At 69.2% G+C, this 25,058-nt stretch carries 20 protein-coding genes and 1 tRNA gene; 9 read left to right on the top strand and 12 right to left on the bottom strand.

The genetic code is table 11. The features are described from left to right. Positions 1-112 precede the first annotated feature (112 nt). A complete protein-coding gene (locus tag HEB94_RS30620) occupies positions 113-1,150 on the top strand; it encodes a Gfo/Idh/MocA family protein (RefSeq protein WP_202896645.1) in 1,038 nt (345 codons plus the stop codon). A 79-nt stretch (positions 1,151-1,229) separates the two neighbouring features. On the opposite strand, the gene HEB94_RS30615 is transcribed toward HEB94_RS30620, so the two are convergent. The 5 genes from HEB94_RS30615 to HEB94_RS30595 all read right to left on the bottom strand — a co-directional run bounded on the left by HEB94_RS30615 (position 1,230) and on the right by HEB94_RS30595 (position 3,081). After that, a tRNA-Val gene (locus HEB94_RS30615) sits at positions 1,230-1,304 on the bottom strand. 32 nt (positions 1,305-1,336) lie between these two features. Continuing rightward, positions 1,337-1,885, bottom strand: a complete 549-nt coding sequence (locus HEB94_RS30610) for a peroxiredoxin (RefSeq protein ID WP_337918058.1) — start codon at positions 1,883-1,885, stop codon at positions 1,337-1,339. A 16-nt stretch (positions 1,886-1,901) separates the two neighbouring features. Continuing rightward, positions 1,902-2,333, bottom strand: a complete 432-nt coding sequence (locus HEB94_RS30605) for a DUF3052 family protein (protein ID WP_192753094.1) — start codon at positions 2,331-2,333, stop codon at positions 1,902-1,904. A 132-nt stretch (positions 2,334-2,465) separates the two neighbouring features. After that, complete coding sequence (locus HEB94_RS30600) at positions 2,466-2,864, bottom strand: YjbQ family protein (protein ID WP_337918057.1); 399 nt, start codon at positions 2,862-2,864, stop codon at positions 2,466-2,468. A 16-nt stretch (positions 2,865-2,880) separates the two neighbouring features. Beyond that, complete coding sequence (locus HEB94_RS30595; RefSeq protein WP_192753092.1) at positions 2,881-3,081, bottom strand: DUF1918 domain-containing protein; 201 nt, start codon at positions 3,079-3,081, stop codon at positions 2,881-2,883. A gap of 210 nt (positions 3,082-3,291) precedes the next feature. On the opposite strand from HEB94_RS30595, the gene aceE reads away from it, so the two are divergent. Beyond that, positions 3,292-6,057, top strand: coding sequence for a pyruvate dehydrogenase (acetyl-transferring), homodimeric type (aceE, locus tag HEB94_RS30590; protein WP_192753091.1), 2,766 nt, complete (start codon positions 3,292-3,294; stop codon positions 6,055-6,057). 157 nt (positions 6,058-6,214) lie between these two features. Here the strand turns inward: aceE and HEB94_RS30585 are convergent, their stop codons facing one another. From HEB94_RS30585 to HEB94_RS30575, 3 genes are all read right to left on the bottom strand, one after another. Further along, a complete protein-coding gene (locus HEB94_RS30585; RefSeq protein WP_192753090.1) occupies positions 6,215-7,714 on the bottom strand; it encodes an SPFH domain-containing protein in 1,500 nt (499 codons plus the stop codon). A gap of 511 nt (positions 7,715-8,225) precedes the next feature. Then, entirely contained in the window at positions 8,226-8,426 is a 201-nt protein-coding gene (locus HEB94_RS30580; protein ID WP_192753089.1) for a hypothetical protein, read from the bottom strand. 161 nt (positions 8,427-8,587) lie between these two features. Next, on the bottom strand, positions 8,588-9,613 hold the full coding sequence (locus tag HEB94_RS30575) for a PHP domain-containing protein (protein WP_192753088.1): 1,026 nt from the start codon (positions 9,611-9,613) through the stop codon (positions 8,588-8,590). Between the two features lie 254 nt (positions 9,614-9,867). On the opposite strand from HEB94_RS30575, the gene HEB94_RS30570 reads away from it, so the two are divergent. From HEB94_RS30570 to HEB94_RS30540, 7 genes are all read left to right on the top strand, one after another. Beyond that, a complete protein-coding gene (locus tag HEB94_RS30570) occupies positions 9,868-11,040 on the top strand; it encodes a PucR family transcriptional regulator (protein WP_337918056.1) in 1,173 nt (390 codons plus the stop codon). Positions 11,041-11,127: 87 nt separating this feature from the next. After that, positions 11,128-12,318: an acyltransferase domain-containing protein gene (locus HEB94_RS30565; RefSeq protein WP_192753087.1), complete on the top strand. Its 1,191-nt coding sequence runs from the start codon at positions 11,128-11,130 to the stop codon at positions 12,316-12,318. Beyond that, positions 12,315-13,313: a beta-ketoacyl-ACP synthase 3 gene (locus tag HEB94_RS30560; RefSeq protein WP_192753086.1), complete on the top strand. Its 999-nt coding sequence runs from the start codon at positions 12,315-12,317 to the stop codon at positions 13,311-13,313. The genes HEB94_RS30565 and HEB94_RS30560 overlap by 4 nt, the downstream gene beginning before the upstream one ends. 67 nt (positions 13,314-13,380) lie before the next feature. Further along, positions 13,381-13,626 carry an acyl carrier protein gene (locus tag HEB94_RS30555; protein ID WP_192753085.1) on the top strand — a complete coding sequence of 82 codons (246 nt, stop codon included), beginning with the start codon at positions 13,381-13,383 and terminating at the stop codon, positions 13,624-13,626. Between the two features lie 96 nt (positions 13,627-13,722). Continuing rightward, positions 13,723-14,958 carry a beta-ketoacyl-[acyl-carrier-protein] synthase family protein gene (locus HEB94_RS30550; protein ID WP_192753084.1) on the top strand — a complete coding sequence of 412 codons (1,236 nt, stop codon included), beginning with the start codon at positions 13,723-13,725 and terminating at the stop codon, positions 14,956-14,958. Positions 14,959-15,005: 47 nt separating this feature from the next. Beyond that, positions 15,006-16,460 carry an acyl-CoA carboxylase subunit beta gene (locus tag HEB94_RS30545; protein WP_192753083.1) on the top strand — a complete coding sequence of 485 codons (1,455 nt, stop codon included), beginning with the start codon at positions 15,006-15,008 and terminating at the stop codon, positions 16,458-16,460. Between the two features lie 211 nt (positions 16,461-16,671). After that, positions 16,672-19,449 carry a hypothetical protein gene (locus tag HEB94_RS30540; RefSeq protein WP_192753082.1) on the top strand — a complete coding sequence of 926 codons (2,778 nt, stop codon included), beginning with the start codon at positions 16,672-16,674 and terminating at the stop codon, positions 19,447-19,449. Positions 19,450-19,569: 120 nt separating this feature from the next. Here the strand turns inward: HEB94_RS30540 and HEB94_RS30535 are convergent, their stop codons facing one another. The 4 genes from HEB94_RS30535 to HEB94_RS30520 form a co-directional block, all read right to left on the bottom strand. Then, on the bottom strand, positions 19,570-21,720 hold the full coding sequence (locus HEB94_RS30535; RefSeq protein WP_192753081.1) for a beta-galactosidase: 2,151 nt from the start codon (positions 21,718-21,720) through the stop codon (positions 19,570-19,572). Continuing rightward, positions 21,717-23,168 carry a hypothetical protein gene (locus HEB94_RS30530; protein WP_192753080.1) on the bottom strand — a complete coding sequence of 484 codons (1,452 nt, stop codon included), beginning with the start codon at positions 23,166-23,168 and terminating at the stop codon, positions 21,717-21,719. The genes HEB94_RS30535 and HEB94_RS30530 overlap by 4 nt, the downstream gene beginning before the upstream one ends. 120 nt (positions 23,169-23,288) lie before the next feature. Beyond that, entirely contained in the window at positions 23,289-24,119 is an 831-nt protein-coding gene (locus HEB94_RS30525; protein WP_238361679.1) for a carbohydrate ABC transporter permease, read from the bottom strand. Then, on the bottom strand, positions 24,101-24,967 hold the full coding sequence (locus HEB94_RS30520) for a carbohydrate ABC transporter permease (protein WP_238361678.1): 867 nt from the start codon (positions 24,965-24,967) through the stop codon (positions 24,101-24,103). The genes HEB94_RS30525 and HEB94_RS30520 overlap by 19 nt, the downstream gene beginning before the upstream one ends. Positions 24,968-25,058 lie beyond the last annotated feature (91 nt).

The following is a 25,058-nucleotide window of genomic DNA, read 5'->3' as shown; positions in this document are numbered from 1 at the left end:
TGCCAGAAAGGCGCACCGCTCGACAGGCGGGAGGCGAGGGCGGATCGACCGTGACCAGGACACGTGGGCGACTCTTGTCACGCCGAGCGGCTCGTTGTTAGCGTCCACGGACATGATCTCCACGCCCTTGCGCATCGCGATGATCGGCCTCGACCACTGGTACACCGCGCTTCCACTGGCGCAGGCCTTCGCGGCCCATCCCGAGGTCGAACTCGTCGCGATCGCCGACGCCGACCCCGACCGCGCCGCCGAGGTCAGGGCGAAAGCTGGCCTTGACGCCACGCCCACGTCGGAGAGGGAACTTCTCCAGGACCCGCGGGTCGACGTCATCGCGTCGTTCGGCAGCACCGACAAGAACCCCGCGGTGTGCGTCGCCGCGGCCGAAAACGGCAAGCACATCCTTTCCGTGAAGCCCCTGGCCAACACGCTCGCCGAGGCCACCGAGATCCGCGAGGCCGTGCACCGGGCTGGTGTCGTGTTCGTTCCCGCCGAGTCGCGTCATCGGGCCGGCGCGCTCGGGCTGCAGCTGCGGCGGTGGCAGCAGGAGGGACGGTTCGGAAAGCTCCTGACGGCGAGCTTCCAGATGTGGGGCGGGCTCCCCAAGGGCTGGCCCGGTGACTCCGACCCCGGCTGGTGGATCGACCCCGAGCGCGCTCCGGGTGGCGGCTGGATCGACCACAGCATCTACCACATCGACGTGCTGCGGTGGCTGACCGGCGGACGGGTCACCAAGGTCGGCGGTGCGCTCGGAAACCTCCGGCACACCCATCTCGCGATGGAGGACTTCGGCCACGCCACGATGGAGTTCGACACCGGACTCGTCGCGGCGATCGAGGACACCTGGTGCGCGGCTCCCGGCGGATCCCGGCAGTCGACCACGCTGGTCGGCACCGAGGGCGCGATCAGCCACGACACCCTCAGCGGGCGGCTCTCGGTCACCGACCCGGTCTACGGCGGCTGGATCCAGCTGCCCGCGCCGGTCGCCCACCCGACGACGATCAACGACCTGCTCACCACCGTCCGGCGGGAGGGTGAGCCGCTCGCCACGGTCGACGACGCGTGGGAGAACCTCGCGGCGTGCGAGGCGTTCTACCGGGCCTGCGCGACCGGGACGACGGTCGCGCCGCAGGCGCTCCCGGCCCTCCAGTAGTTCGAGGGCCGCAGAAAACACTCAGGCGGTGCGAGCCGGATCTGGCTCGCACCGCCTGCCGTGTTGCGGGTGTTGGTGCTGGTGGGGCCGGACGGTATCGAACCGCCGACACTCGCGGTGTAAACGCGATGCTCTACCACTGAGCTACGGCCCCGTGTCGAGGCGACAGATTACCTGGTGGGTCGATCAGGCCGACAGCTGCTCCACCGCTTTGAGGCAGTCGTCGAGCTCCCGGGCGTCCGGGATGGCGTTGACCACCTTCCACCGCACGACGCCGCCCCGGTCGACCACGAAGGTGCCCCGAAGCGCGCAACCGCGCTCCTCGTCGAGCACGCCGTAGTCGCGGGCCACCGCCCCGTGCGGCCAGAAGTCGGACAGCAGGGGGAAGGTGAGCCCCTCACGCTCGGCGAAGACGCGGAGGGAGAACATCGAGTCGCAGGAGACCGCGACCACGGTCGCCTCCTCGGCCTGGAACCGCGGCAGTGCCTCCTGGATCGCGCGCAACTCGCCGGTGCAGACGCCGGTGAAGGCGAACGGGTAGAACACCACGACCACCGTCTGCGTCGGTAGGTGCTGGCCCAGGCGCCACCGTGCGCCGTGCTGGTCCGCGAGCGTGAAGTCCGGCGCCGCGGCCCCGACCTCCACCGATCCGGTCTCGACCGGCACGGCACACACCTCCTCCGACTCGGCGCTCACGCGGGTGAAACGGTTGCCGGCCGCCCCCTCGGCCGGCACGCCCCGCAGCCAGCGCTCAGCGTTGACGGGACTTCGGCGTGACGAGCCGGGTGCCCAGCCAGTCCGGCGCCACGGCCAGGCTCGTCGTCGTCGACAAGCCGGCGGTGGGGGCCGACTCGGCGATGTCGCTCGCCTCGACGTAGCCCTCCCGGCCGACCTTCGGCGTCAACAACCAGATCACGCCTCCGTCGGTGAGGTCCGGCTTGGTGTCGACGAGCGCGTCCACCAGGTCGCCGTCGTCCTCCCGCCACCAGAGGATCACCGCGTCGACGACCTCGTCGTACTCCTCGTCCACGAGATCGTTTCCGGTGTGCTCTTCGATCGCTCGGCGCAGGTCCTCGTCACAGTCGTCGTCCCAACCGAGCTCCTGAACCACCATGCCGGGCTGTAGACCCAGCCGCTCTGCTGGCCCAGACTGGCCCTCGGCCTCGCCTGCGGTCGCACTCACGACGTCGCCCTCCTGTTCTCCGAATTAGATGCTGGCCGGTAGTTCAGCGTGCCGGCGCGTCGTACGCAAGTGTCCACGGAGTGTCGCGCACACGTCGCACCTGAATCATGCATGACGCCCACAGGGACAGTCTCAGCCCTGGAGGAGCGACAACCGGACCTTTCGCTGCAGATTGTCTTGATTCGTGTCGACCAGGCAGACACGCTGCCAGGTGCCGAGCTCCAGTCGACCACTGATTACTGGAAGGGTCGCATACGGCGCGACGAACGCCGGAAGCACGTGGTCTCGACCGTGTCCCGGCGAGCCGTGCCGGTGCCGCCAGCCGAAGCCGCCGGGCAGGAGCGTCTCGAGGAGGGCCAGCAGGTCGTCGTCACTGCCCGAACCGGTCTCGATCAGCGCCACGCCGGCGGTCGCGTGCGGGACGAAGACATGGAGCAGCCCGTCGCCACCGCCCGCGGACTCGGCGACGAACCGCTCACACACGTCAGTCAGGTCGTGGACCGTTGGGCTCGAGCCGGTTCGGACATCCACGACCTCACTACGCATATCAGCCTTTCTGCTGCTCCGAGGGACGTTCTACGACCGCATCCGGTCCGGGAAACACTAGAGCCTCGTGCCCGTCCTCGAAACGGACGACGTAGGGTGGGCTCCCGTCATCTCCGCGGACCTCGACGATCCGTCCCACCTTCTCGGGGCTGCCGACGTGCCGTCCGTAGACGTGAAGTCGGTCACCGACCTGTGCACGCATGTCGATCTCCGTCCCCGTAGTTGCGATGTCACAGAGACTGCCCGGTTGCCGTTCGGATGAAAACCCCGCCGCTGCGGTCGACACCCGACGGAACGCCACAACCGGGACCGGCGTCGGCGTTCTCCCGTTCGCGAGAGACTATGAGGGTCAGGACGAACATGCAGTACCTCGTGTGGAGCAACCCCCCACACCCCCGAGAAAGGGAACGCCGTGGCTTCCGGAGCAGAGCGTAGGCCCATCATTACAGATGGTCTTCCCACCCAGCTCCCTGATACCGATCCAGACGAGACCCGTGAATGGATCGAGTCCCTCGACGCGGTACTCGACGAACGCGGCCAGGAGCGCGCCCGCTACCTGATGCTGCGGCTCCTCGAACGCGCGCGCGAGCGTCAGGTGGGCGTCCCCGCGTTGCGGAGCACCGACTTCATCAACACGATCCCGCCGGACCGGGAGCCGTGGTTCCCAGGTGACGAGCATGTCGAGCGGCGGATCCGCGCCTACATCCGTTGGAACGCCGCCATCATGGTGTCGCGCGCCAACCGTAAGGGTCTCGAGGTCGGCGGCCACATCGCGACCTACCAGTCGGCGGCGAGCCTGTACGAGGTCGGCTTCAACCACTTCTTCCGCGGCAAGGACCACCCCGGCGGCGGCGACCAGATCTTCTTCCAGGGCCACGCCTCCCCCGGCATCTACGCCCGGGCGTTCCTCGAGGGCCGGCTCACCGAGGACCACCTCAACGCCTTCCGGCAGGAGGTGTCCCACGGCGTCGGCAAGGGGTTGTCGAGCTACCCGCACCCGCGGCTGATGCCGAACTTCTGGGAGTTCCCCACCGTCTCGATGGGGCTCACCGCGGTCAACGCGATCTACCAGGCGCGGTTCAACCGCTACCTCCGTAACCGCGGCATCAAGGACACCAGCGAGCAGCGCGTGTGGGCGTTCCTCGGCGACGGCGAGATGAGCGAGCCGGAGTCGCTCGGCGCGATCGGGGTCGCCTCCCGCGAGGAGCTCGACAACCTGACGTTCGTCATCAACTGCAACCTCCAGCAACTCGATGGCCCGGTGCGAGGCAACGGCAAGGTCATCCAGGAGCTGGAGTCCTACTTCCGCGGTGCCGGCTGGAACGTCATCAAGGTCATCTGGGGCCGCGACTGGGACCCGCTGCTCGCCCAGGACGTCGACGGCGTCCTCGTCAACAAGATGAACACCACCCCCGACGGGCAGTTCCAGACCTACTCCGTCGAGACCGGTGAGTACATCCGGGGCAACTTCTTCGGCGGCGACCCGCGGCTGCGCAAGATGGTCGAGGGGATGTCCGACGACGACCTGCGCAAGCTCTCCCGCGGTGGCCACGACTACCGCAAGGTCTACGCGGCGTTCAAGTCCGCGTCTGACCACGTGGGTCAGCCGACCGTCATCCTCGCCCACACCATCAAGGGTTGGACGATCGAGGCGCTGGAGGGCCGCAACGCGACCCACCAGATGAAGAAGCTCACCAAGGACGACGTCAAGAAGTTCCGCGACCGGCTCTACCTCCCGATCTCCGACAAGGACATCGACGACAACGACCTGCCGCCCTACTACCACCCGGGCAAGGACTCCGACGAGATCGCCTACATGCTCGAGCGTCGGCGTCAGCTCGGCGGCCCGGCCCCCGAGCGCCGAGTACGCCCGACGTCGGTGAAGCTGCCCGACGACAAGGTCTACGGCGAGCTCCGCAAGGGTTCGGGCAAGCAGAAGATCGCCACCACGATGGCGTTCGTGCGGCTGCTCAAGGACCTCATGCGCGACAAGGGCATGGGTTCGCGCTTCGTGCCGATCGCCCCGGACGAGTTCCGTACCTTCGGTATGGACTCGATGTTCCCGACGGCGAAGATCTACGACCCGCACGGCCAGACCTATGAGAGCGTCGACCGCAAGCTGCTGCTGTCCTACAAGCAGTCGGAGCAGGGCCAGCTGCTGCACGAGGGCATCAGCGAGGTCGGCGCGATGGGGTCGGTGACGGCCGCGGGTACCGCCTACGCCACCCACGGCGAGCCGATGATCCCGGTCTACATCTTCTACTCGATGTTCGGGTTCCAGCGGACCGGCGACTTCATGTGGGCGCTGGGCGACCAGCTGGCGCGCGGCTTCCTGATCGGCGCGACCGCGGGCCGTACCACCCTCACCGGTGAGGGCCTCCAGCACGCCGACGGGCACTCCCACCTGCTGGCGTCGACCAACCCGGCGTGCGTGTCCTACGACCCGGCCTTCGCGTTCGAGCTGTCGCACATCGTCAAGGACGCGTTGCGGCGGATGTACGGCTCGAGCGACGAACACCCCAACGGCGAGGACATCTTCTACTACCTCACCGTCTACAACGAGCCGTTGGTGCACCCGGCCGAGCCGGAGAACCTCGACGTCGAGGGGCTGCTGCGCGGGCTCTACCTGTACGCGCCCTACGCCGGACAGACCGAGCGGCGCACGCCGCGGGCACAGATCCTCGCCTCCGGCGTGGGCATGCCCTGGGCGCTCGAGGCACAGCAGATGCTCTCGGAGGACTGGGGCGTCGCCGCCGACGTCTGGTCCGCCACCTCCTGGAACGAGCTCCGCCGTGAGGCGGTCGAGGTCGAGCGCTGGAACCTGCTCAACCCCGACAGCCAGCCGAAGGTGCCCTACGTCTCGAGCAAGCTCGAGAACGCCGCCGGGCCGATCCTCGCGGTCAGTGACTGGATGCGGGCCGTACCCGACCAGATCGCGCGTTGGGTTCCCGGTGACTACAGCTCGCTGGGCACGGACGGCTACGGCTTCGCCGACACCCGGCCGGCGGCGCGACGGTTCTTCAACGTCGACGCTCCCTCGGTCGTCGTCGCCACGCTGGCCGCTCTCGCCCGGCGCGGCGAGGTCAAGCCCTCCACCGTGCGGGAGGCGGCTGACCGCTACGCGATCGCCGACCCGACCGCCGTGCGCGACGTCGCCCAGGAAGGCGGCGACGCCTAGGAAGTCAGCGATTCCCAGGCCGTTCCCGGCCTGGGCGTCCGCGGCCCCTCGGGGCGGGCGGCGGTTCGGAGAAGACCAACCCGCCTCCCCCACACACACAACAGATCGGGTGCCCGACCACTGGTCGGGCACCCGATCTGTCTGTGCGGTTCTCGCCTCAGTTGGCGCTGGGCTCGCCACCCGTCAGGGTGACCGGTGGCGGGTCGGAGGGCATCGACTTGCCGTTGACCGCGCCGTTCAGCTCCCCCTTCTGACCCTGCTCCTGCATCGCGCTGAGCAGGGTGCGCGCCACTCCCAGGCCGGTCCCACCCATGGTGAGTGCCTTGGCCAGGAGTTCGGAGACGCCGTCGGCGCCGTTGAGGACCACCATGTGGTCGACGTTGCTGAACGCGCCGGACGCCGCGCCCACGATCTCCGGCCACTTCTCGGCCAGCTGCTGGGCCACGACGGCTTCCTGGTTGTCGGCCAGTGCCGCCGCACGTGCCTTGATGGCCTCCGCCTCGGCGAGGCCGAGCGCACGCGCCGCCTCCGCCTTCGCCAGACCCTGTGCCTGCGCGGACGCCGCCTCGGCCTCACCGGTCGCGCGGGTCGCGTGGCCCTGGGCATCACCACGGGCCCTGGTCGCCTCGGCCTCGGCGGTGGCCGCGAGCTTCACCCGGGCCGCCTCGGCCTGGGCCCGCAGCTCGGTCTCCTTCGCCGCCGCCTGCGCCGCGGAGATCCGGGCGTCGCGGTCGGCGTCGGCGGTCGTCCGGGTCTCGTAGGCCCGGGCGTCCGCGGGCTTACGGATGTCGGACTGCAGCCGCTGCTCGGCCAGCTGGGCGGCGAGCTCGGCCGCCTCGGTCTCGGCCCGGATGACGTCCTGCTTCGCCGACGCCTCGGCCAGCGGCCCGGACTGGCGCGCCTTCGCCGCGGCCTGGTCGACCTCGGCTTGGTACTGCGACTGCTTGATCTGGCTCTCCCGGATGGCGCCGGCCTTGCCCGCGGCGGCGTCCTGCTCCGCCCGTGTCGCCTCCTGGTCGCGCTGGGCCTCGGCGATGCGGGCCGCGGCGGCCACGGCCGCCGCGTGCGGCTTGCCGAGGTTGGTGATGTAGTCCGTCGTGTCGTCGATCTCCTGGATCTGGAACGAGTCGACCACCAGGCCCAGCTTGCTCATCTCGTCGGCCGAGGAGCCCCGGATCTCCGACGCGAGCCGCTCGCGGTTGAGGATGAGGTCCTCGACCGTGAGGTTGCCGATGATGGAGCGCAGATGTCCCGCGAACAGCTCGTGGATCTTGCTGTCCATGGTGTTCTGCTGGTCGAGGAAACGCCGGGCGGCGTTGGCGATGGACGCGAAGTCGTCGCCCACCTTGTAGATGACGACGCCCCGCACGTGGACCGGAATCCCCTGCTTGGTGACGCAGCCGACCTGCAGCGTCGCCGACCGGGAGTCCAGCAACAGCCGGCGCGCGGTCTGGAAGCCGGGCAGCACGAGCTTGCCCTTGCCGGTCACGATCTTGAAGCCGAGGCTCTCGGCGGTGTCGGCGTTCTCACCCCGGGCGCCGAGCCCGGAGATGATGAGCGCTTCGTTGGGCTCGGCCACCTTCCAGATGGCGCGAAACGTCAGCACGATGAGCACGACCGCGGCAACCACGATGGCCGCATAGATGTACCACGCCATGGATGAGGTCAGAGCTCCCCTCGCGAACCCGGTGAGACGGGTCGCAGTCCCAGCTTGAAAAGTGCAGCCTCCCCGTGAGGTTGGCCAAGCTTAGAGCGAAACGAGCGGTCCGGACCCGGCCGTGGCGACGGCCTGTGGACAGTTGGGTTCGCGGGCCGCGGCTGTGTACGGCGCGAACGCGCCACGGTGCGCGGCTGTGGACAGAGGGACTCATGGCTGCGTCCTCGCGGGCAGCGCGACCCACGCGGGTGAGGACCCGGCTTCGGCCGTGAGGTGAGGGCGGACCGAGTGGGACCGGAGCCGAAGAGTCGTGTCCGGCGGCGCCGTGGAATCCCGGTGGGAGAGGCCCAGGGTGCGTCTCCCACATCGAGCCAGTGAAGCGAGCGGTGCATCCGCGCCGCGGTGGCGAGGCGGAGGAGGAGCGCGTAGCGGTGTTCTACGCGCGACGAGGACAACGTGGCCAGCGTGGATGCGGGGTATCGCGAGTCAGGCGGGATGTGGGAGACGCACCCTAGGCTCGTGCCGGTGCGACGTAGACGGTGCGGGGCGCGAGGTATTCGACCACGATGACCTGGGCGCCGAGATCGAACCGCTCGCCCGGGATGCTGGAGTAGGCGTAGAACGCTTCGACACCACCTCTGACCGGCACCATGACCTCACCGATGAGGCCCGGTCCGATCGTCCCGGTGACCCTGCCCTCCTTGCCGACCATCGCAACCTTTCCGGGAACCGTCCGTCGAGGGACCAACCACAGCGGACACGAATGCCCACGCTGGATCAACGCTATCGGTCGGCCCGGACGACCGCGAGCCTGCGCACGCCTGGAAGCACCCCCGCAGCCACACCGGCCACGTCAACCAGACCGACCGCCCGCTAAGCCTTCGACCGGGTCCAGGCCAACAGCTCCTCGGCGGACAGTGTGTTGACCACACGGTCGGCCGTAACACCGCACTCCTCGGCCCGCGTACAGCCGTACGGTTGCCAGTCCAGCTGGCCCGGTGCGTGCGCGTCGGTGTCGATGGAGAACACACATCCGCCCTCGACAGCGAGTCGGAGCAGCCGTCGCGGCGGGTCCAGGCGTTCGGGGCGGGCGTTGATCTCCACCGCGACACCGAACCTGCGGCAGGCCTCGAAGACCACCTCGGCGTCGAACGTCGACTCCGGCCGGGTCCCCCGTCCGCCGGTCACCAGCCGACCGGTGCAGTGACCGAGCACGTCGACGGCGGGGTTGGCGATCGCGGCGACCATGCGCGGCGTCATGTCGGCCGCCGGCATCCGCAGCTTGGAGTGGACGCTCGCCACCACCACGTCGAGTTCGGCGAGCAGGTCCGGGTCCTGGTCGAGCGCGCCGTCCTCGAGGATGTCGACCTCGATGCCGGTCAGGATCCGGAACGGCGCGAGCTTGGTGTTCAGGTCGCGAACGACGTCGAGTTGTCGGCGCAGGCGATCGATCGACAGGCCGTTGGCCACCTTGAGCCTGGGCGAGTGGTCGGTGAGCACGATGTAGTCGTGGCCGAGGTCGCGGGCGGTGACCGCCATCTCCTCGATCGGGCTGCCGCCGTCGGACCAGTCGGAGTGGGTGTGCAGGTCGCCGCGCAGTGCCTGGCGCAACGCCTCCCCTCCCTCGACCAGGGGCGCGACCTCGTCCTCGAGCCTGCCGAGGTAACCCGCGGTCGCGCCGGCGAAGGCCTCACCGATCACCTTGGCCGAGACGGGCCCGATGCCCGGGAGGTCGGTGAGCGTGCCGTCCTCGATCCGCCGGTCGAACTCGGCGGCGGGCAGGTCCTCGAGCGTCTTCGCCGCCCCACGGAACGCCCGCACCCGGTGCGTCTCGGCCCTGCCGCGCTCGAGCAGGAACGCGATCCGTCGGAGCTGGTCGATCGCCCTGGTCGCGGTCACGTCCACACGATAGAGCGAACCAGAGCGAATCGCCCTCCGCGGCGCCGACGCCGGTCGTTCGCGGCGTACCAGCCGCTACCAGCGCCGCACCAGCCCTGTCCAGACCGGTCAGCCTTTCCAGCTCGTCCGGACTCGACAAATACCGTACGAAACCTGGTGAATTCGTTGCAAGTCGGCCAGATCGTACGGCCAGGCCTTCAGCAACGCTCACGAACGGTCACGACCACTCCTTGTGTGCGTGGGACACTGCGCAGGTGCCGAGTCTTCACCGAACGTCCACCGCGGGCCATCTGGAACGCGCGAGCGGCGTACTCGCCTCCGCGACCATCGAGCGGATGCAGGAGCGCCTGTCGTGGTTCCGCCGGATGAACCCACAGGACCGCTCCTGGATCGGCCTGGTCGCGCAGACGTTCTTCGCCGCCTTCGTCGCGTGGTTCCGCGACCCGGGCCGGGGCCCGGTCTTCACTGCCGACGTTCTGGGCACCGCACCACGGGAGCTCACCCGCAAGGTCACCTTGCACCAGACCGTGGAGATGATCCGGATCGGCATCGAGGTCGCGGAGGAGCGGGTCGACCAGATCGTCCCGAGCGAGGACGTCGCACGCGTACGCGAGGCGGTCCTGCTGTACTCCCGCGAGATCGCCTTCAGCGCCGCCGAACTCTACGCGCGGGCCGCGGAGATGCGAGGAGCCTGGGACGCCCGGCTCGAGGCGCTGATCGTCGACGCCGTCCTCCGCGGCGAGGCCGACGAGGCGGTCCGGTCGCGGGTGGCCGCACTCGGTTGGTCGGAGGCGGCGCCGGTCCTGGTCGTCGTCGGGCGTACGCCGCCGGGTGACCCGGAGGCCGGGGTCGAACTCATCCGGCGCGACGCCCGCCAGACCCGGCTCGACGTCCTCACCGGCGTCCAGGGCGACCGGCTGATCGCCATCCTCGGCGGCGTCACCGATCCGGGGAAGACCGCCAGCAGGTTCGCCGCCCACTTCGGTCCGGGCCCGGTCGTCTACGGCCCGATCGTTCCGGACCTGATGGCCGCCTCCAGCGCCACCCGGGCGGCCATCGCGGGGTTCCTGGCCGCGCCGGCCTGGCTGGACGCGCCACGGCCGGTCGCCGCGGAGGAGTTGCTGCCCGAACGCGCGCTGTCGAGTGACGAGGATGCCCGCCGGCAGCTCGTCGTGGACATCTACACCCCGCTCGCCCACGCCGGTCCGGTCCTCCTGGAGACCCTGGCGGCGTTCCTGGAGAACGGCGGCTCGGTGGAGGCGACGGCCCGGATGCTCTTCGTACACGCCAACACGGTGCGTTACCGCCTGCGCCGGATCACCGAGCTCAGCGGATACTCACCGTCCAATCCGCGCCATGCCTACACCCTTCGGATCGCGCTGACTTTAGGCCGACTCCAGGGGGACGAGCCGCATACGCCACGGTGAATTTGTAGGGTTCCTACAGCGAACCGCCCAGAACTTTCGTCCCCGCAGGTCGCCCTTCCATCCCGTTCAACCGTCATGGTGGATTTCGTGCTCGTCATCGTCGCGCCTGGGCAAGGGGCGCAAACGCCTGGATTCCTCGCACCGTGGCTCGAGGACCCCGCCTTCGCCGACCGCATCAACTGGCTGTCCGCGGTCAGCGACGTCGACCTCGCCCACTACGGCACCAAGGCGGACGCGGAGACCATCCGCGACACCGCGATCGCGCAGCCGCTCCTGGTCGCCTCCGGCCTGGTCGCGGCGCTCGCGCTGTTCCCGCACCCGGCCGGCGACGCGTTCCGTGTCATCGACCTCGCCGCGGGCCACAGTGTGGGCGAGATCACGGCGGCCGCCGGTGTTGGTGTCATCAGCGCCGAACAGGCCATGGTCTTCGTCCGCCAGCGCGGAAAGGCCATGGCGGAGGCGGCGGCCAAGAACCCCACCGGGATGATGGCCGTGCTCGGCGGCCACCCCGAAGAGGTGCTCGCGGCGATCGAGCGACACAACCTCATCGCCGCCAACAACAACGGCCCCGGTCAGGTCGTCGCGGCCGGCACCTTGGCAGACCTCGAGCGCTTCACGGCCGACCCGCCGGCGAAGGCCCGCCTCGTGCCGTTGCAGGTCGCGGGTGCGTTCCACACCCACTACGTCGCGCACGCGGTCGATCTGCTCGGCGGCTACGCCCGGGCGATCAGCACCCACGACCCGCGCACCCGGCTGCTGTCCAACCGCGACGGCCACATCGTCCACAACGGCCGCGAGGTCCTGGACCGGATCGTCACCCAGGTCAGCTCGCCCGTCCGCTGGGACCTGTGCATGCAGACCATGCAGGACCTCGGCGTGACCGGCATGCTCGAGATGCCGCCCGCCGGCACGCTCACCGGCATCGCCCGGCGGGCCATGCCCGGCGTCGAGACGTTCGCGCTGAAGACCCCGGACCAGCTCGACGACGCGCGCGCCTTCGTGGAGAAGCACGGCGAGGGCGGCCCGCTCGAGGGCAACCCGACCTGGCGGCTGCTCGTCTCGCCGATGAAGGGCATCTTCAACCTCGCGACCGACCAACCCACCGGCGCCGCGCTCGCCCCCGGCGACGTCGTCGGCAACGTCAAGAGCCTGCGTGACGACCTGCAGGTCTCCGCACCGCACGGCGGCACCATCGTCGAATGGCTGGTCGAGGACGGCGACCCCGTCTCCCCCGGTCAGCCCCTCGTACGCCTGCACCCCGCGGTGAGCGTCCAGTGACGAGTGCGATCCGCACCTCCACCGGCGCCGAGCACGCCCGAATCCTCGGGGTCGGCGGCTACCGACCGTCCCGGATCGTGCCGAACGCCGAGATCGTGGAGCGGATCGACTCCTCCGACGAATGGATCCGCACCCGGTCCGGCATCGTGAGTCGGCGCTGGGCGACGCCGGAGGAGACGGTCGCCGCCATGTCGGTCGCGGCGGGTGGCAAGGCCCTCGCCGCCGCTGGGATCCAGGCCGACCAGCTGGGTTGCGTCCTGGTCTCCACCGTGTCCCATCTGGCCCAGACGCCGGCGATCGCGACGAGTGTCGCGACCGAGCTCGGAGCGGGTGGCGTGGCGGCGTTCGACATCTCCGCCGCCTGCGCCGGCTTCTGCTACGGCCTCGAGCTCGCCCAGTCGATGGTGCGCACGGGATCCGCCACGTACGTCCTCGTCGTCGGTGTCGAACGCCTCTCCGACCTCACCGACCCTGACGACCGTTCCACCGCGTTCCTCTTCGGTGACGGCGCGGGCGCGGTGGTGGTCGGTCCGGCGGAGGAGCCGGGCATCGGCCCCGTCGTCTGGGGTTCCGACGGCTCCCAGGCCGACGTGATCCGCCAGAAGCAGACCTGGGAGCAGGCACTTGCCTCCGGTGAGTTTCCACACCTCACCATGGAGGGCAACCAGGTCTTCAGGTGGGCTTCCTACGCCATGGCGAAGGTGGCACAGGAGGCGCTCGACCGTGCAGGTGTACGACCCGAAGATCTGGACGCTTTCATCCCCCACCAGGCAAACAACCGCATCACCGACGCGATGGCCAAGGCCCTGAAGCTGCCTGACCACGTGGTGATCGCCCGTGACATCGCCGAGCAGGGCAACACCTCGGCGGCGTCGATTCCCCTCGCCATGGAGCGCATGCTCGCCACGGCGGAGGTGAAGTCGGGTGACACCGCACTGGTCATCGGCTTCGGAGCCGGGCTGGTCTACGCCGCCCAGGTCATCACAGTTCCCTAGTCAGCAGCGACCCCCGCCCTCGTTCCCCGGGCGCGGCACCCCCACAAGATAGAAGGAGCACCAAGGCATGGCCACAACCGAGGACATCCGCGCCGGGCTCGCGGAGATCGTCAACGAGGTCGCGGGCATCCCGGCCGACGACGTCCAGCTCGAAAAGTCCTTCACCGACGACCTGGACGTCGACTCGCTGTCGATGGTCGAGGTCGTCGTCGCCGCCGAGGAGAAGTTCGGCGTCAAGATCCCCGACGACGAGGTCAAGAACCTCAAGACCGTCGGTGACGCCGTCGCCTACATCGAGCGGTCGCAGGGCTGAGGTTTTCGGGTCGCTGGGTGAGCCGTCCGCTCCGGCGGTGGCTCACCCGGCTCCCGCGGCTTCCGCGCGCGCGACGCAGAAACAAAGGAGAATCCGATGAGCACCAAGGTTGTCGTCACAGGACTAGGTGCCACGACCCCGCTCGGGGGCGACGTCGCCTCGACGTGGGACGGACTGCTGGCCGGTCGTTCCGCCGCGAAGGCTCTGACCGACCCCCGGTACGCCGAACTCCCCTGTCGGATCGCCGCGCCCGCAGCCGTCGACCCGTCTGAGGTCATCCGCCGCGTGGACGCCCGCAAGCTCGACCGCTACGAGCAGTTCGCGCTCATCTCCGCCCGCGAGGCCTGGAAGGACTCCGGACTCTCCGAGGGTGAGGTGCCTCCCGAGCGGCTCGCCGTCTCACTTGCCTCCGGCATCGGTGGCCTGATCACCCTGCTGGACAGCTACGACGTGCTCCAGACCAAGGGCCCGCGCCACGTCTCGCCCTTCATGATCCCGATGATCATGCCGAACGGCGGCGCTGCCTGGGTGGGGCTCGAGATCGGCGCGAAGGCGAGCGTCCAGACTCCCGTCGCGGCGTGCGCGTCCGGCAACGAGGCGATCCGCCACGGCCTGGAACTCATCCGCTCGGGCAAGGCCGACGTCGTCCTGGTCGGTGGCGCCGAGGCGATCATCCACCCGCTGCCGATGGCGGCGTTCGGGACGATGAAGGCGCTCACGCGCCGCAACGACGACCCCGAGCACGCGTCCCGTCCCTTCGACAAGGCACGCGACGGCTTCCTGCTCGGCGAGGGCGGCGCGTGCATGGTGCTCGAGTCGGTGGAGCACGCCGCGCGTCGTGGCGCCCGGATCTACGCCGAGATCGCCGGTGCGGGCGCGTCGGCGGACGGCCACCACATCGTGCAGCCCGACCCGGAGGCCAAGGGCAACGCGGCCGCCATGGTCGAGGCCCTGGAGGACTCCGGCATCGCGCCGGAGGAGCTCACCCACATCAACGCGCACGCGACCTCCACCCCGGCCGGTGACGTGGCCGAGGCGGCCGGAATCCGCGCCGTTCTGGGTGACGCGGCGGACAATGTGGTCGTGACCGCGCCCAAGGGTTCGCTCGGACACATGCTCGGTGCGGCTGGGGTCGCCGAGGCGATCGCCACCGTGCTGGCGTTGTACAACCGTGTCGTCCCGCCGACGGCCAACCTCGACGACGTCGACGACGAGGTGACGCTCGACATCGCCCGCGAGCCGCGCAAGCTTCCGGACGGACCGTTGACCGCCCTGAACAACTCCTTCGGCTTCGGCGGCCACAACCTCGTCATCGCCATTCGTACGGTCTGAGCGGGGCGACCCGCGCAAACCTTGACCCGCACCGGAGTGAAAGGGACGTGACCGTCACCGAGAACCCGACCGGCGCGAAGGCAGCGGGCAATCCCGCTGCCACGCCGGCTAAGCCGCCCCGTGAGCAGGACCCGCGCTACCCGCGCAACCGGCTCGCCGCTCTGCTCGACCCGGACAGCCTGGAACTCCTCACACCAGAGGACCGCAGCGGGATGCTCGCCGTGACGGGTACCGTCGCCGGCCGTCCGGTCGTCGCGTTCTGCTCCGACCCGACCATCCAGGGCGGAGCGATGGGCCACGAGGGGTGCGACGTCGTCGTACAGGCCTATGACCGAGCACTCGCGGACGGCGTGCCGATCATCGGGCTGTGGCACAACGGTGGCGCCCGTCTCGCCGAGGGTGTGCTCTCCCTGCACGCGGTCGGCCTCATCTTCCACGCGATGACCCGTGCCTCCGGACGGATCCCGCAGATCTCGGTCGTGCTCGGGCCCGCCGCCGGTGGAGCGGCGTACGGACCGGCGCTGACCGACGTGGTGATCCTCGGCCCGGAGGGCCGGATCTTCGTGACCGGGCCGGACGTCGTCCGCTCCGTCACCGGTGAGCACGTCGACATGCTGCGGCTCGGCGGCCCCGAGCCCCACGGCCGGCGTTCGGGCGTGGTCCACGTCGTCGCCGACAGCGAGCAGGACGCTCTGGGCGAAGCTCGTCGGCTCGCCGACCTGCTCGGCACCCAGGGTGAGGTCGACGTCTCGTCGGTGGTCGACACCGACCTGTCCGACCTGTTGCCGGAGTCGGCACGCCGGGCCTACGACGTCCACCCGCTGATCGAGAACCTGCTGGACGAAGGCACCGCCCTCGAACTCCACCCACGCTGGGCGCCCAACATCGTGACCACCCTCGGCAGGTTCGGTGGACGCACGGTCGGCGTGATCGCCAACAACCCGCTGCGGCTCGGCGGTTGTCTCGACTCCACCTCCGCCGAGAAGGCGGCGCGTTTCGTGCGGATGTGCGACGCGTTCGGTGTACCCCTCGTCGTTCTGGTGGACGTCCCCGGCTATCTGCCCGGCGTCGGCCAGGAGTGGGACGGTGTCGTACGCCGCGGCGCGAAGCTGCTGCACGCGTTCGCCGAGGCGATCGTCCCCCGCGTCACGCTCGTCACCCGGAAGGCCTACGGCGGCGCCTACATCGCGATGAACTCCCGCTCGCTCGGCGCCACGAAGGTGTTCGCCTGGCCGACGGCGGAGATCGCGGTGATGGGCTCGGTCGCGGCGATCCGCATCCTGCACCGGCGCAAGCTGGCCGAGGTCGAGCCGGAGATCAGGCCCAAGGTCGAGGCCGAGCTCGCCGCCGAGCACGAAACGCTCGTCGGTGGCCTGGACAAGGCCGTGTCGATCGGAGTGATCGACGAGGTGGTCTCCCCGGCGCTGACCCGCGGCCGGCTGGCCGCGGCGATCGCGGAGGCTCCGGGCAAGCGCGGCGAGCACGGCAACATCCCGCTCTGAGCCGTTCACTCGAGCGCCCAGTGATCATGGTCGCGGCCGTGACGGCGGACGGTTCCCAGTGACCGTCCACCGTCACGGCTTTTCGGTCCCCGGCTGACCGGTCACGGTCCGCGAGCGACCACTCTCCGCCACTCACGTTGACCGTCTCGGCGGCCCGGCCCACGATCCCGGTGGTGTCCGCAGCTCCCGCGACGATTGTGAGGGCCCCGTCATGAGGGGACGACATACCGCGACTCGACTCGCGCTCCTGCTCGCCACCGTGCTCGCCGGACTGGGCGTCACGAATGCCGGCATCGCCCCGACCGCGGTGGCGACCACCAGCACCGCGGGGGCCACGGAACAGCCCACCGCGACGGCCGGCGCGACGGCCGGCGACACGCCGTCTCCCGGACGCGTCGTCGACACCGTACGACTCGGTGACGCCGCCGCCGAGCGCGCACACGACGTTCGGGCCACCGGAGCCAGCGGCGCGGCCCGTGGCAGTGTCGAAGCCGGCCAGCTCACCGAGCCCTACACCGCCCGCTCGGTACGCGCCGGCGGCACCTTCACCGTCCGCCTCGACGTCGCCCGCGACCAGCCGCTGACGCTGCAGTTCCGGGAGGTTCGCCCGAACGACGAGTGGGGCGTGGCGTACGGCTTCCGGGTCCTGCTCGACGGGACCCTCGCCCACGTCCGCGATCCGGCCCGCAAGGACGCCGGCGGCGGTCCGTACACCTCCTTCTTCCTCCAGAGCGCCGACCCCGCCGTCATCGGGGACGGCCGGGTGGTCGTCACCGTCGAAGGCACCAGCGCCGAGTCCGCCTACGTCGGGCAGATCTGGTCCTACGCCGACCTGCCGGGGATGGTGGCGGCGCAGGGCATGCGGACGCCTGACCGGATGGTGTTCGTGCTCGGCCAGGACCATCGAGGCGAGGCGTACTTCCGGGACCGGCTGGACTACGTGACGTCGGCGATCCACGAGAGCCCCGAGGTGGGTCGCGGCATGGCCGTGCTCGACTACTTCGCCAACCGGAGCCCCGACCAGCTCGCCGCCAACTACGCGATGTGGCTCCGGCTCTCCCGCGAGTACGGCCTGCCCTTCGGCATCGAGTCGACCAGCGACTGGGAGGGCACGCCCGGCAACGTTCCTGACGGCAAGGGCGGGACCTTCGGGGACCTGAAGTACCAGCAGGTGCTCTGGAGTCCGCAGGACCAGACCGGGCCGGAGCAGGACGTGTGGGACGGCGAACGGCTGGACCAGCTGCTCGGCGACCGCTACGAACCGCGCTACGGCCTGTCCGTCCCCAACATCTGGGGCAACACCCCGTGGCTCACCTGGCGCGACCCGGACCTCAACGCCTTCTACGAACGCAAGGCCGACGACTCCCTCGCCCTGCTCGGCCCGCTCGCCTGGGACCTCCAGCGCACCGGAGAGGGTGACCGGCTGCTGCCGTTCTCCACCACCTTGGAGAGCACCTACTGGTCGAAGCGGGACGGCAAGGGTGTCGCAGACCAGGCGTACACCGACTACAACGGTGGCGTCGAACGCCGGGACCTCTACGCCGACTACAACCCGAGCACCGTCGCGGCCGCGAAGGCCGAGGGGGTCGACCTCGACCCGGCCGACGGGCTCTCGGAGCAGGAGAAGCACTGGCTCTACCGGAACCAGTCCTATCCGCAGCAGCTGTTCGCCGACATCTTCTACGCCGGCCTCCCCCGCGAACGCATCATGCTGACCACGGGCGGGCCGGACTACCCCACGGACCAACTGCGCCACAACGTGCACTCCGAGGTGTACTCGCGCCAACAGGAGCCGTACTGGGACGCGACGCACGCGAGCATCGCCCAGGGGATCCTGCGCCACGCCCGACCGGGCTCGGAGTACATCGAGCTCGACGACTACACACCGGGCGGCTTCGAGCACCTCCAGCGGAGTCGGGAGTTCGGCCGCATCGCCAACCCCAACCTGGAGAACTCCGTCTCCGGCTACGCGCCCGACAAGACCCTGTTGCTGCGCCAGACCTACGTCAACGGCTCGCGCTACACCTCCATCTACAACTGGCAGGGTGCGGACTCCCCCGACGCCGCCGCGAACTGGGTCAACCCGTTCGTGGACGACCTGCGCCCCTACGACGTACGCCGCGACCAGCCACCCGACGGCGAGCTCACCGGCCGTTCGCGGGTGGAGACGACCTTCACCGCGGGCGACCTCCGACTCCTGAACACCGTCGACGTCCGGGTACGGCGGACCGGCGCGGCGGCCGCTCTCCGGCTCACGGTGTCCGACGAGGACGGTCGGGTCGTGACGATGCGACACCTGTCCGGCGCTGAGCTGCCGGCCGACGGCTGGGCGTCCTTCGCCGTACCGGTGATGACGTTGGACAAGGGCCGGACCTACCACGTGACGGTCGAGCACGTGGGCCAGGCGGGCCAGGCCGCTGTGGTCGCCCCGGCGTACGACTTCCCTACCGTGGGCGGCGAACTGGCGATCCGGACGGGTCTCGACATGCCGGCCGAACGCGACCGCAGCCTGGTCCTCCAGTGGCGTCGGGACGCGGCCGACGCGATCGCCAACGTGACCGGTGACCTGCGACCCGGTGACCGTCCGGCGTCCGGGCAGCTCGCCGCGGCGAAGGCCGCGCTGGGCCGCGACGAGTACGTCCGCGCGTACCAGCTGGCCATGAAGGGCGACGCGCTGCGCTTCCCCGTGCTGTACCAGGCGCATGCGGGCAGCGGGCCCACCGACCTCGGGGCGTTCCCGGTGACCCTCACCTCGGGCACCGACGCGAACGTCGACGTCACGTCGTACTCGACCGGCCGCGCTCTCGATCTCACCGCCACTGCGTACGCGCCCGGGGAACTCACCTTCGACGTGACGGGTTTCGGGGCGCGACCCGTGGTCGAGCTGGACGGCACGCCGGTGCCGGTCCGGCGGGACCACGCCGGGGTGACGTTCACGATCGACCTTCCCGACCGGGCGGCTCACCACCTCCGGGTACGACGGAGCTGAGTCCACCCGGCGGCGGACAGCGAGGCAGCCGGTCAGGCCGCGAAAGAAGAAGGTCGCCATGCCCAGCGGGGTAGGGCATGGCGACCTTCGACGTGGCGGGGTCCTGGCCACCTGCTGTGCTCAGGCGAGCAGGACCACCTCGTGATCGACGACCCGCGCGATCCGCAGTGACGCCCAACCGTCGCTCGCCGAGAAGCCGACCTCCTCGCCGGCCACGAGCAGTCGTGCCACCTCGGGCCGCAGGCCCTCAGGGAGCCGTACCTTCACCACGAACGGCCCGACCGGGGTGAACTCCTCCAGCCGCCCCTGCCACGCGCCACCCTGGTCGAGGTTGACCAGGTGCAGGACGAGCGAGTCGCCCTTGCGGTAGAGGTGACAGTCGAGCACTCCGGCTCCCTCGACCGTGAGCGGCACGTCGTCGGCCGACGCCCAGCGCACGAGGTTGGCCAGCAGCCGCCCGTGGTCAGGGTGGTGGTGACGCGCGTAACGCCGGTCGAGGTCCGCGGCGAGGTACGCGACCCGGTTTCCCGCGGGCAGCGTCCTCGTCGTGACCGCCGGAACATCGCTGGCCTCGACGGCCATCCACGACTTCTCCGGCGGGTAGATCGGGAACGCCGGCACCAACGTCAACGGCACCTGGACGTCCTCGTCGGTCCGGACCACCTCGATACGGCCACCGAACGGCAGCAGTTCGGTGTCCTCGAAGCCCCGCAGGACCTCGGCGGGCTCCCGGCTCGCCACCTCGGCGGCCGCCCGCAGGTAGGTGTGCCCGGAGTAGGCCTCCCAACTGGCCACCGCCGGGTTGAGGGAGCCCTCGGTCTTGCCCGTCGCGTGCACGCCGAGCAGGTCGGCGAAGGCGAAGTCGGCGCGCGGGTCGCCCCACTCGTCGTACTTGCCCGACTCCCCACTCACCACGAGCCCCTTGCCGGACTCGGCGAAGGCGCGAACCCGCGCGACCTGCTCGTCGCTCAGGGCACCCACGTCAGGGACGACGAGCACGGAGAACTGCGCACCCTGCTCCTCGAGGTCGTCGACGTGCACCGGCAGATAGGGGATCCGCGCCCGGATGAGTGCATCGGCGAAACCCTTGTAGGGCGCGATGCTCCGGTTCTCCGGATCCTCCTTCCCGTGGAAGTCGACGCTTCGCTGGCTCCACAGGACACCGACCGTGGCGATGGGCCGCCGGCCCAGCAGGTGATCCTCCTGGGCCTCGTGCCACCGGAACAACGGTTCGGGCGTGGAGTACTGACGCCGGTCCTCGTGGTAGGACCCGATGTGATGCCACCAGGGCTGGATGCCGCCGGCGAAGCCCTCCACCGCCCACATCCGTGCCTCCGGCGCGGGCTTGCTGCCGATCCGGAAGGTCGGGGTGCCGGCGTCGTACATGGCCGTGCTCTCCGGGATGAGGGTGTCCCAGCCGAGCAGCCCGTGCAGCAGCTTGCCGCTGTCACCATTGGCCTGGAAGCCACGGCCCTCGTGCCGGTACTGCGAGTCCAGCATGAGGATCGGCGTCCGCTCACAGATCGCCCGGTAGTCGCGGAACCGGTAGGCCTGCGAGGCGATCTCGCCGCCGTTCATCCCGATCCAGCGGCAGTCCGGTCCGCCCGCACGAGTGGTCACCTCGTTGTTGAGCTCCCAGACCGCGATCCGCTGCTGGTAGCTCCAGACGATCCAGCGCCGGTAGGCGTTGTCGTCCCAGTCGGGCTTCACGGGCAGAGCCAGACCGGTGTCGGCCCGGAAGCCCGCCTGGCAGCTCCCGCAGTAGCAGATGTGGTCGCGGTCGAGACCACTCCAACTGTTGTCGGTGATGCCGTCCGGCGCGCTCCGCTCGATGATCTCCTCGAGCACCGAGGGGAGGTACTCGCGGTAGTACGGGCCGTTGACACAGGCGACGTAGAGCGGACCGGCGCGGTAGGGCTGCCCCGCGGCGTCGATCGCGAACCAGTCCGGATGGGCCTGGTAGAAGTCCTCGTCGGCGCGGTTGGAGTCCATCCGGGCCAGCACGGCCAGGCCCTCCTCGCGCGCCGCTGTGACGATCTCGCCGTAGAGGTCGCAGTCGCCGAGGAACTCCGCCCGGTGCTGCAGCGGATAGCGGCTCGGGTAGTAGGCGACGATCCCGCCGGCGTTGACGATCACGCCCTGGACGCGGGTCCGCTGCCAGTACGAACGCCACCAGGCCGCGTCGTAGCGCGCCGGGTCCTTCTCGGTGAGGTTGGTCTGCCCCCACCGGAAGGCTCGGCGGTACCAGGGCACTTCGGCGGCCGCTGTCACTTCGCGAGCCTCTTCAGTGCCTCACCGACGCCGGAGAGGTTGTCGAGCTTCATCTCGGAGTACTTCCGGCTCAGGACGACGCCCTCGGCGCCACCCTCGAACGCCGCCAGCGTCGCGTCGCGCACACCCTCGGGCGTGCACTGGGTGAGCTCACCCTCGTTGGCGTCCCAGTTGATCTTGCCGACGTCACGCTTCGGCTCGAGCCGCTCCTTGAGCACACCGACCGGGATGTCGATGTCGATACCGGGGAGGATCTTGCTCTTCCCGGCGACACCGGCGACCGCCCGCTCGGTCTCGCGGCGCACGTAGTCGGCGGAGAAGCCCGACTGCGGCAGCTTGTCGTAGGCGCCCTCGTCCAGCTTCAGCAGCTTGAGCATCAGCGGGTAGACGTCCTCGGGGTCCGCGTCGGCGAACAGCGCCTGGCAGATGTTCTGGACCCAGGTGTAGAAGCGGGGACCCGCGCAGTTGTTGTAGATGACGACCTTGATGAAGTCGGAGAACTTCGCCATCTCCTCGTAGTCCTGGTCAGCCCGGTAGAAGGGGCTGAAGGAGATGTTGTGGTAGACGTGCCAGCCGACCTGGATCTCCGCGGAGACGGCCTTCGCCACCCCGTAGATGTCGCGGTACATCTGGCGCTGCGCCTCGGTCCACAGCGTCTGCCAGGACAGGATCTCCGGGTACTGCAGCAGGATCCGCCAGAAGGTGACGAACGCGCCGTCACTCGGACGCTCACCCGCGCCGATCCGCTGGTTCCAGTCGAGCAGGGCACGGTAGCCCTCCTGCGCACGGCGGACGTCGATGCCGCGGTCCCGGCCGATCGCCTTGCAGTGCGGGCAGAAGCAGCCGATGTCGCCGGGCAGCACCGGGCCCTGCATCAGCAGGTTCAGCGGTCCGGGACGCTCCGAGCACCAGGCGATGCCGTCCAGCTCGTAGCTCTTGGTGTAGTCCTCGACGAAGCCGAGGTGCCAGTTGCGGTAGTCGGGGTTGTTGAAGCAGGGTCGCAGACCCGGCCGCGACCAGGCGTCGACCTCGAGCAGCTTCGGGAAGTTCGGGTAGGTGCGAAGCTCACGCGCCGGCCCGCTCTCCTCCATCCAGGCGTAGGACTTCATGCCGCGCTTGCGGGCCTCGGGGAGAACCTCCGCGAGCATGTCGAAGTCCGGGTGCTCCGGCGCCCGGCCGACCGAACCCAGCACGGTGTTGCCGTAGTACTCCGGGTGCACCGTGGCGTAGTTGCCGCCGCGCCATCCGAGGTCGTAGTCCTGCGCACCGTGGTCGGGCAGCGGGTGGCCGGGGATCTGCCGCCCTCCGGTGCCCCGGGTCCAGGTGGGTGTCGCGAGGAACAGCGCGTTGACGCCACCCCGCTCCGCGAGAATGTCCAGTGTCTCGCCGACGCCTTCGTCGACGAACGAAACGGCTCCGATCTGCATCGCAACAATACGATCCGTCACGCTACGCTCCCTTTTCCTCATGCCACGGGCTACATACTCACGACGTTCTTGCCTGACGTCCTCGTCAGCGGTTCATGCCTGACGTCTGTCAACGTCCTCCCACACTCACGGCCGGAGGCCTCACCCCTTCAGTCCGGTCATCGTGATGCCCTGGATGAAGTAACGCTGGGCGAACAGGAACACGATGATCACTGGTACGACCGCCACCGTAGCGCCTGCCATCATCTGGCTGACCTGAGTGAAGTATTCGCTCTGGAACTGCGCGAGCGCCACAGGAAGTGTCTGCAGATCTTCGGAGTTCAGGAAGATCAGTGGCCCGAACAGGTCGTTCCAGGACTCCAGGAAGGTGAACACCCCGATCGCCGCCAACGCGGGCTTGGTCTGCGGCAACATGATGCGCCAGAACGTCGTGAAGGTGGACGCCCCGTCGATCTTCGCCGCGTCCTCGAGTTCCTTCGGGATCGTCATGAACGACTGGCGCATCAGGAAGGTGCCGAACACCGGCGTCAACACTCGCGGCACCCACAGCGGATAGTGCGTGTCCACCCAGCCCATCTGGCGGAACACGATGTACTGCGGGATCAGGTACGCGATTCCCGGGATGATCGAGGTCGCCAGCAGCACCATGAAAGCAGCGTCCCGGCCGGCGAACTCCAGTCGTCCGAAGGCGTACCCCGCCAGCGAGGCCACGATCAGGATCCCCACGACGTTCAACGCGGCGAGCTTGACGCTGTTGAACAAGAAGATCGGGATGCGGTCGAAGACCTGTGCGTAGTTGGTCCACTCCGGGTTCGTCGGGATGAACGTCGGCGGGATCGAGAGGACGTCCGCCTCCGGTTTCAGCGAGGAGCAGAGCATCCAGATCAGCGGCAGCAGGAACGCCACCGCCAAGACGGCCATGATGACGTAGTACAGAGTCGACTGCCCGAACCTCAGGTATAGAAGACCCATCGCTTTTGGAGCTTCCACTGAGCGAAGGTCACGCTCGCGATCACGGCGAAGAGTATCCAGGCCATCGCGCATGCGTATCCGACCTTTCCGTATCCAAACGCGTTCTGGTACAGGTTGTAGATGTAGACGCTGGTGGAGTGTCCAGGTCCGCCCTTGGTCATGACGTAGATGAGCCCGAAGACCTGGAACGAACTGATGAACTGTGTGATGAACAGGAACAGGAAGTGTGGGGTCAGCAGCGGAAGCGTGATGTACCTCGTCCGGGCCCACCCGGTGGCGCCGTCCATCTTCGCCGACTCATAAAGCACTTCCGGGATTCCCTGCAGGCCCGAGAGCAGGATGATCATCGGATAACCGACGCCCTGCCAGACGCTGACCAGGATCACCGCCGGCATCGCCCAGGTCGAACTCGACAGCCAGGCGGGCCCGGTCACTCCCACCTCTTTGAGCAGGCCGTTGATGACGCCCGCGCTGGGGTGGAAGAAGTAGAACCAGACGAACCCGATCGCCACCACGTTGGTGACGTACGGCGCGAAGAACGCCGTCCGGAAGAAGGCGATTCCCCGCTTGGGCTTGGCGCACAGCATCGCGAGGACCAGGCCGAGGCCGATTGTCAAGGGAATGCTGACGACAGTGAAGTACACCGTGTTCTTCAACGTCACCAGGAACAGTGGATCCCTGGTGAACAGCTGTACGAAGTTGGAAAGGCCCACGAACTTCGGCGTGGAAATGCCGTTCCAGTCCGTCAGGGACGCAGCGATCGACACCAGGATGGGGAAGAGCTGGAACGCCGCCACACCCACCACGATCGGGCCGATGAACAGCCAGCCGGTGACGTTGCGCCGCAACCTGGCGTGCCGCTCCTTGGGTGCGATCGGTATCGAGCCGGGCCCAGACGGACGGGCCGACAACGTTGACTGCATAAGATTCCGCCTCACC

The organism is Actinopolymorpha pittospori (assembly GCF_014873875.1).
Classification (GTDB): domain Bacteria; phylum Actinomycetota; class Actinomycetes; order Propionibacteriales; family Actinopolymorphaceae; genus Actinopolymorpha; species Actinopolymorpha pittospori.
Note: the sequence above shows the minus strand (reverse complement) of the source record. Positions and strands in the feature narration are given on the sequence as shown.

Coding starts and splice junctions, on each gene's coding strand:
- HEB94_RS30585 (WP_192753090.1), bottom strand. CDS start 7,714: ATGGCGTGGTACATCTATGCGGCCATCGTGGTTGCCGCGGTCGTGCTC.
- HEB94_RS30580 (WP_192753089.1), bottom strand. CDS start 8,426: ATGGTCGGCAAGGAGGGCAGGGTCACCGGGACGATCGGACCGGGCCTC.
- HEB94_RS30620 (WP_202896645.1), top strand. CDS start 113: ATGATCTCCACGCCCTTGCGCATCGCGATGATCGGCCTCGACCACTGG.
- HEB94_RS30555 (WP_192753085.1), top strand. CDS start 13,381: ATGGCCACAACCGAGGACATCCGCGCCGGGCTCGCGGAGATCGTCAAC.
- HEB94_RS30525 (WP_238361679.1), bottom strand. CDS start 24,119: ATGGGTCTTCTATACCTGAGGTTCGGGCAGTCGACTCTGTACTACGTC.
- HEB94_RS30550 (WP_192753084.1), top strand. CDS start 13,723: ATGAGCACCAAGGTTGTCGTCACAGGACTAGGTGCCACGACCCCGCTC.
- HEB94_RS30595 (WP_192753092.1), bottom strand. CDS start 3,081: ATGCGTGCACAGGTCGGTGACCGACTTCACGTCTACGGACGGCACGTC.
- HEB94_RS30540 (WP_192753082.1), top strand. CDS start 16,672: ATGAGGGGACGACATACCGCGACTCGACTCGCGCTCCTGCTCGCCACC.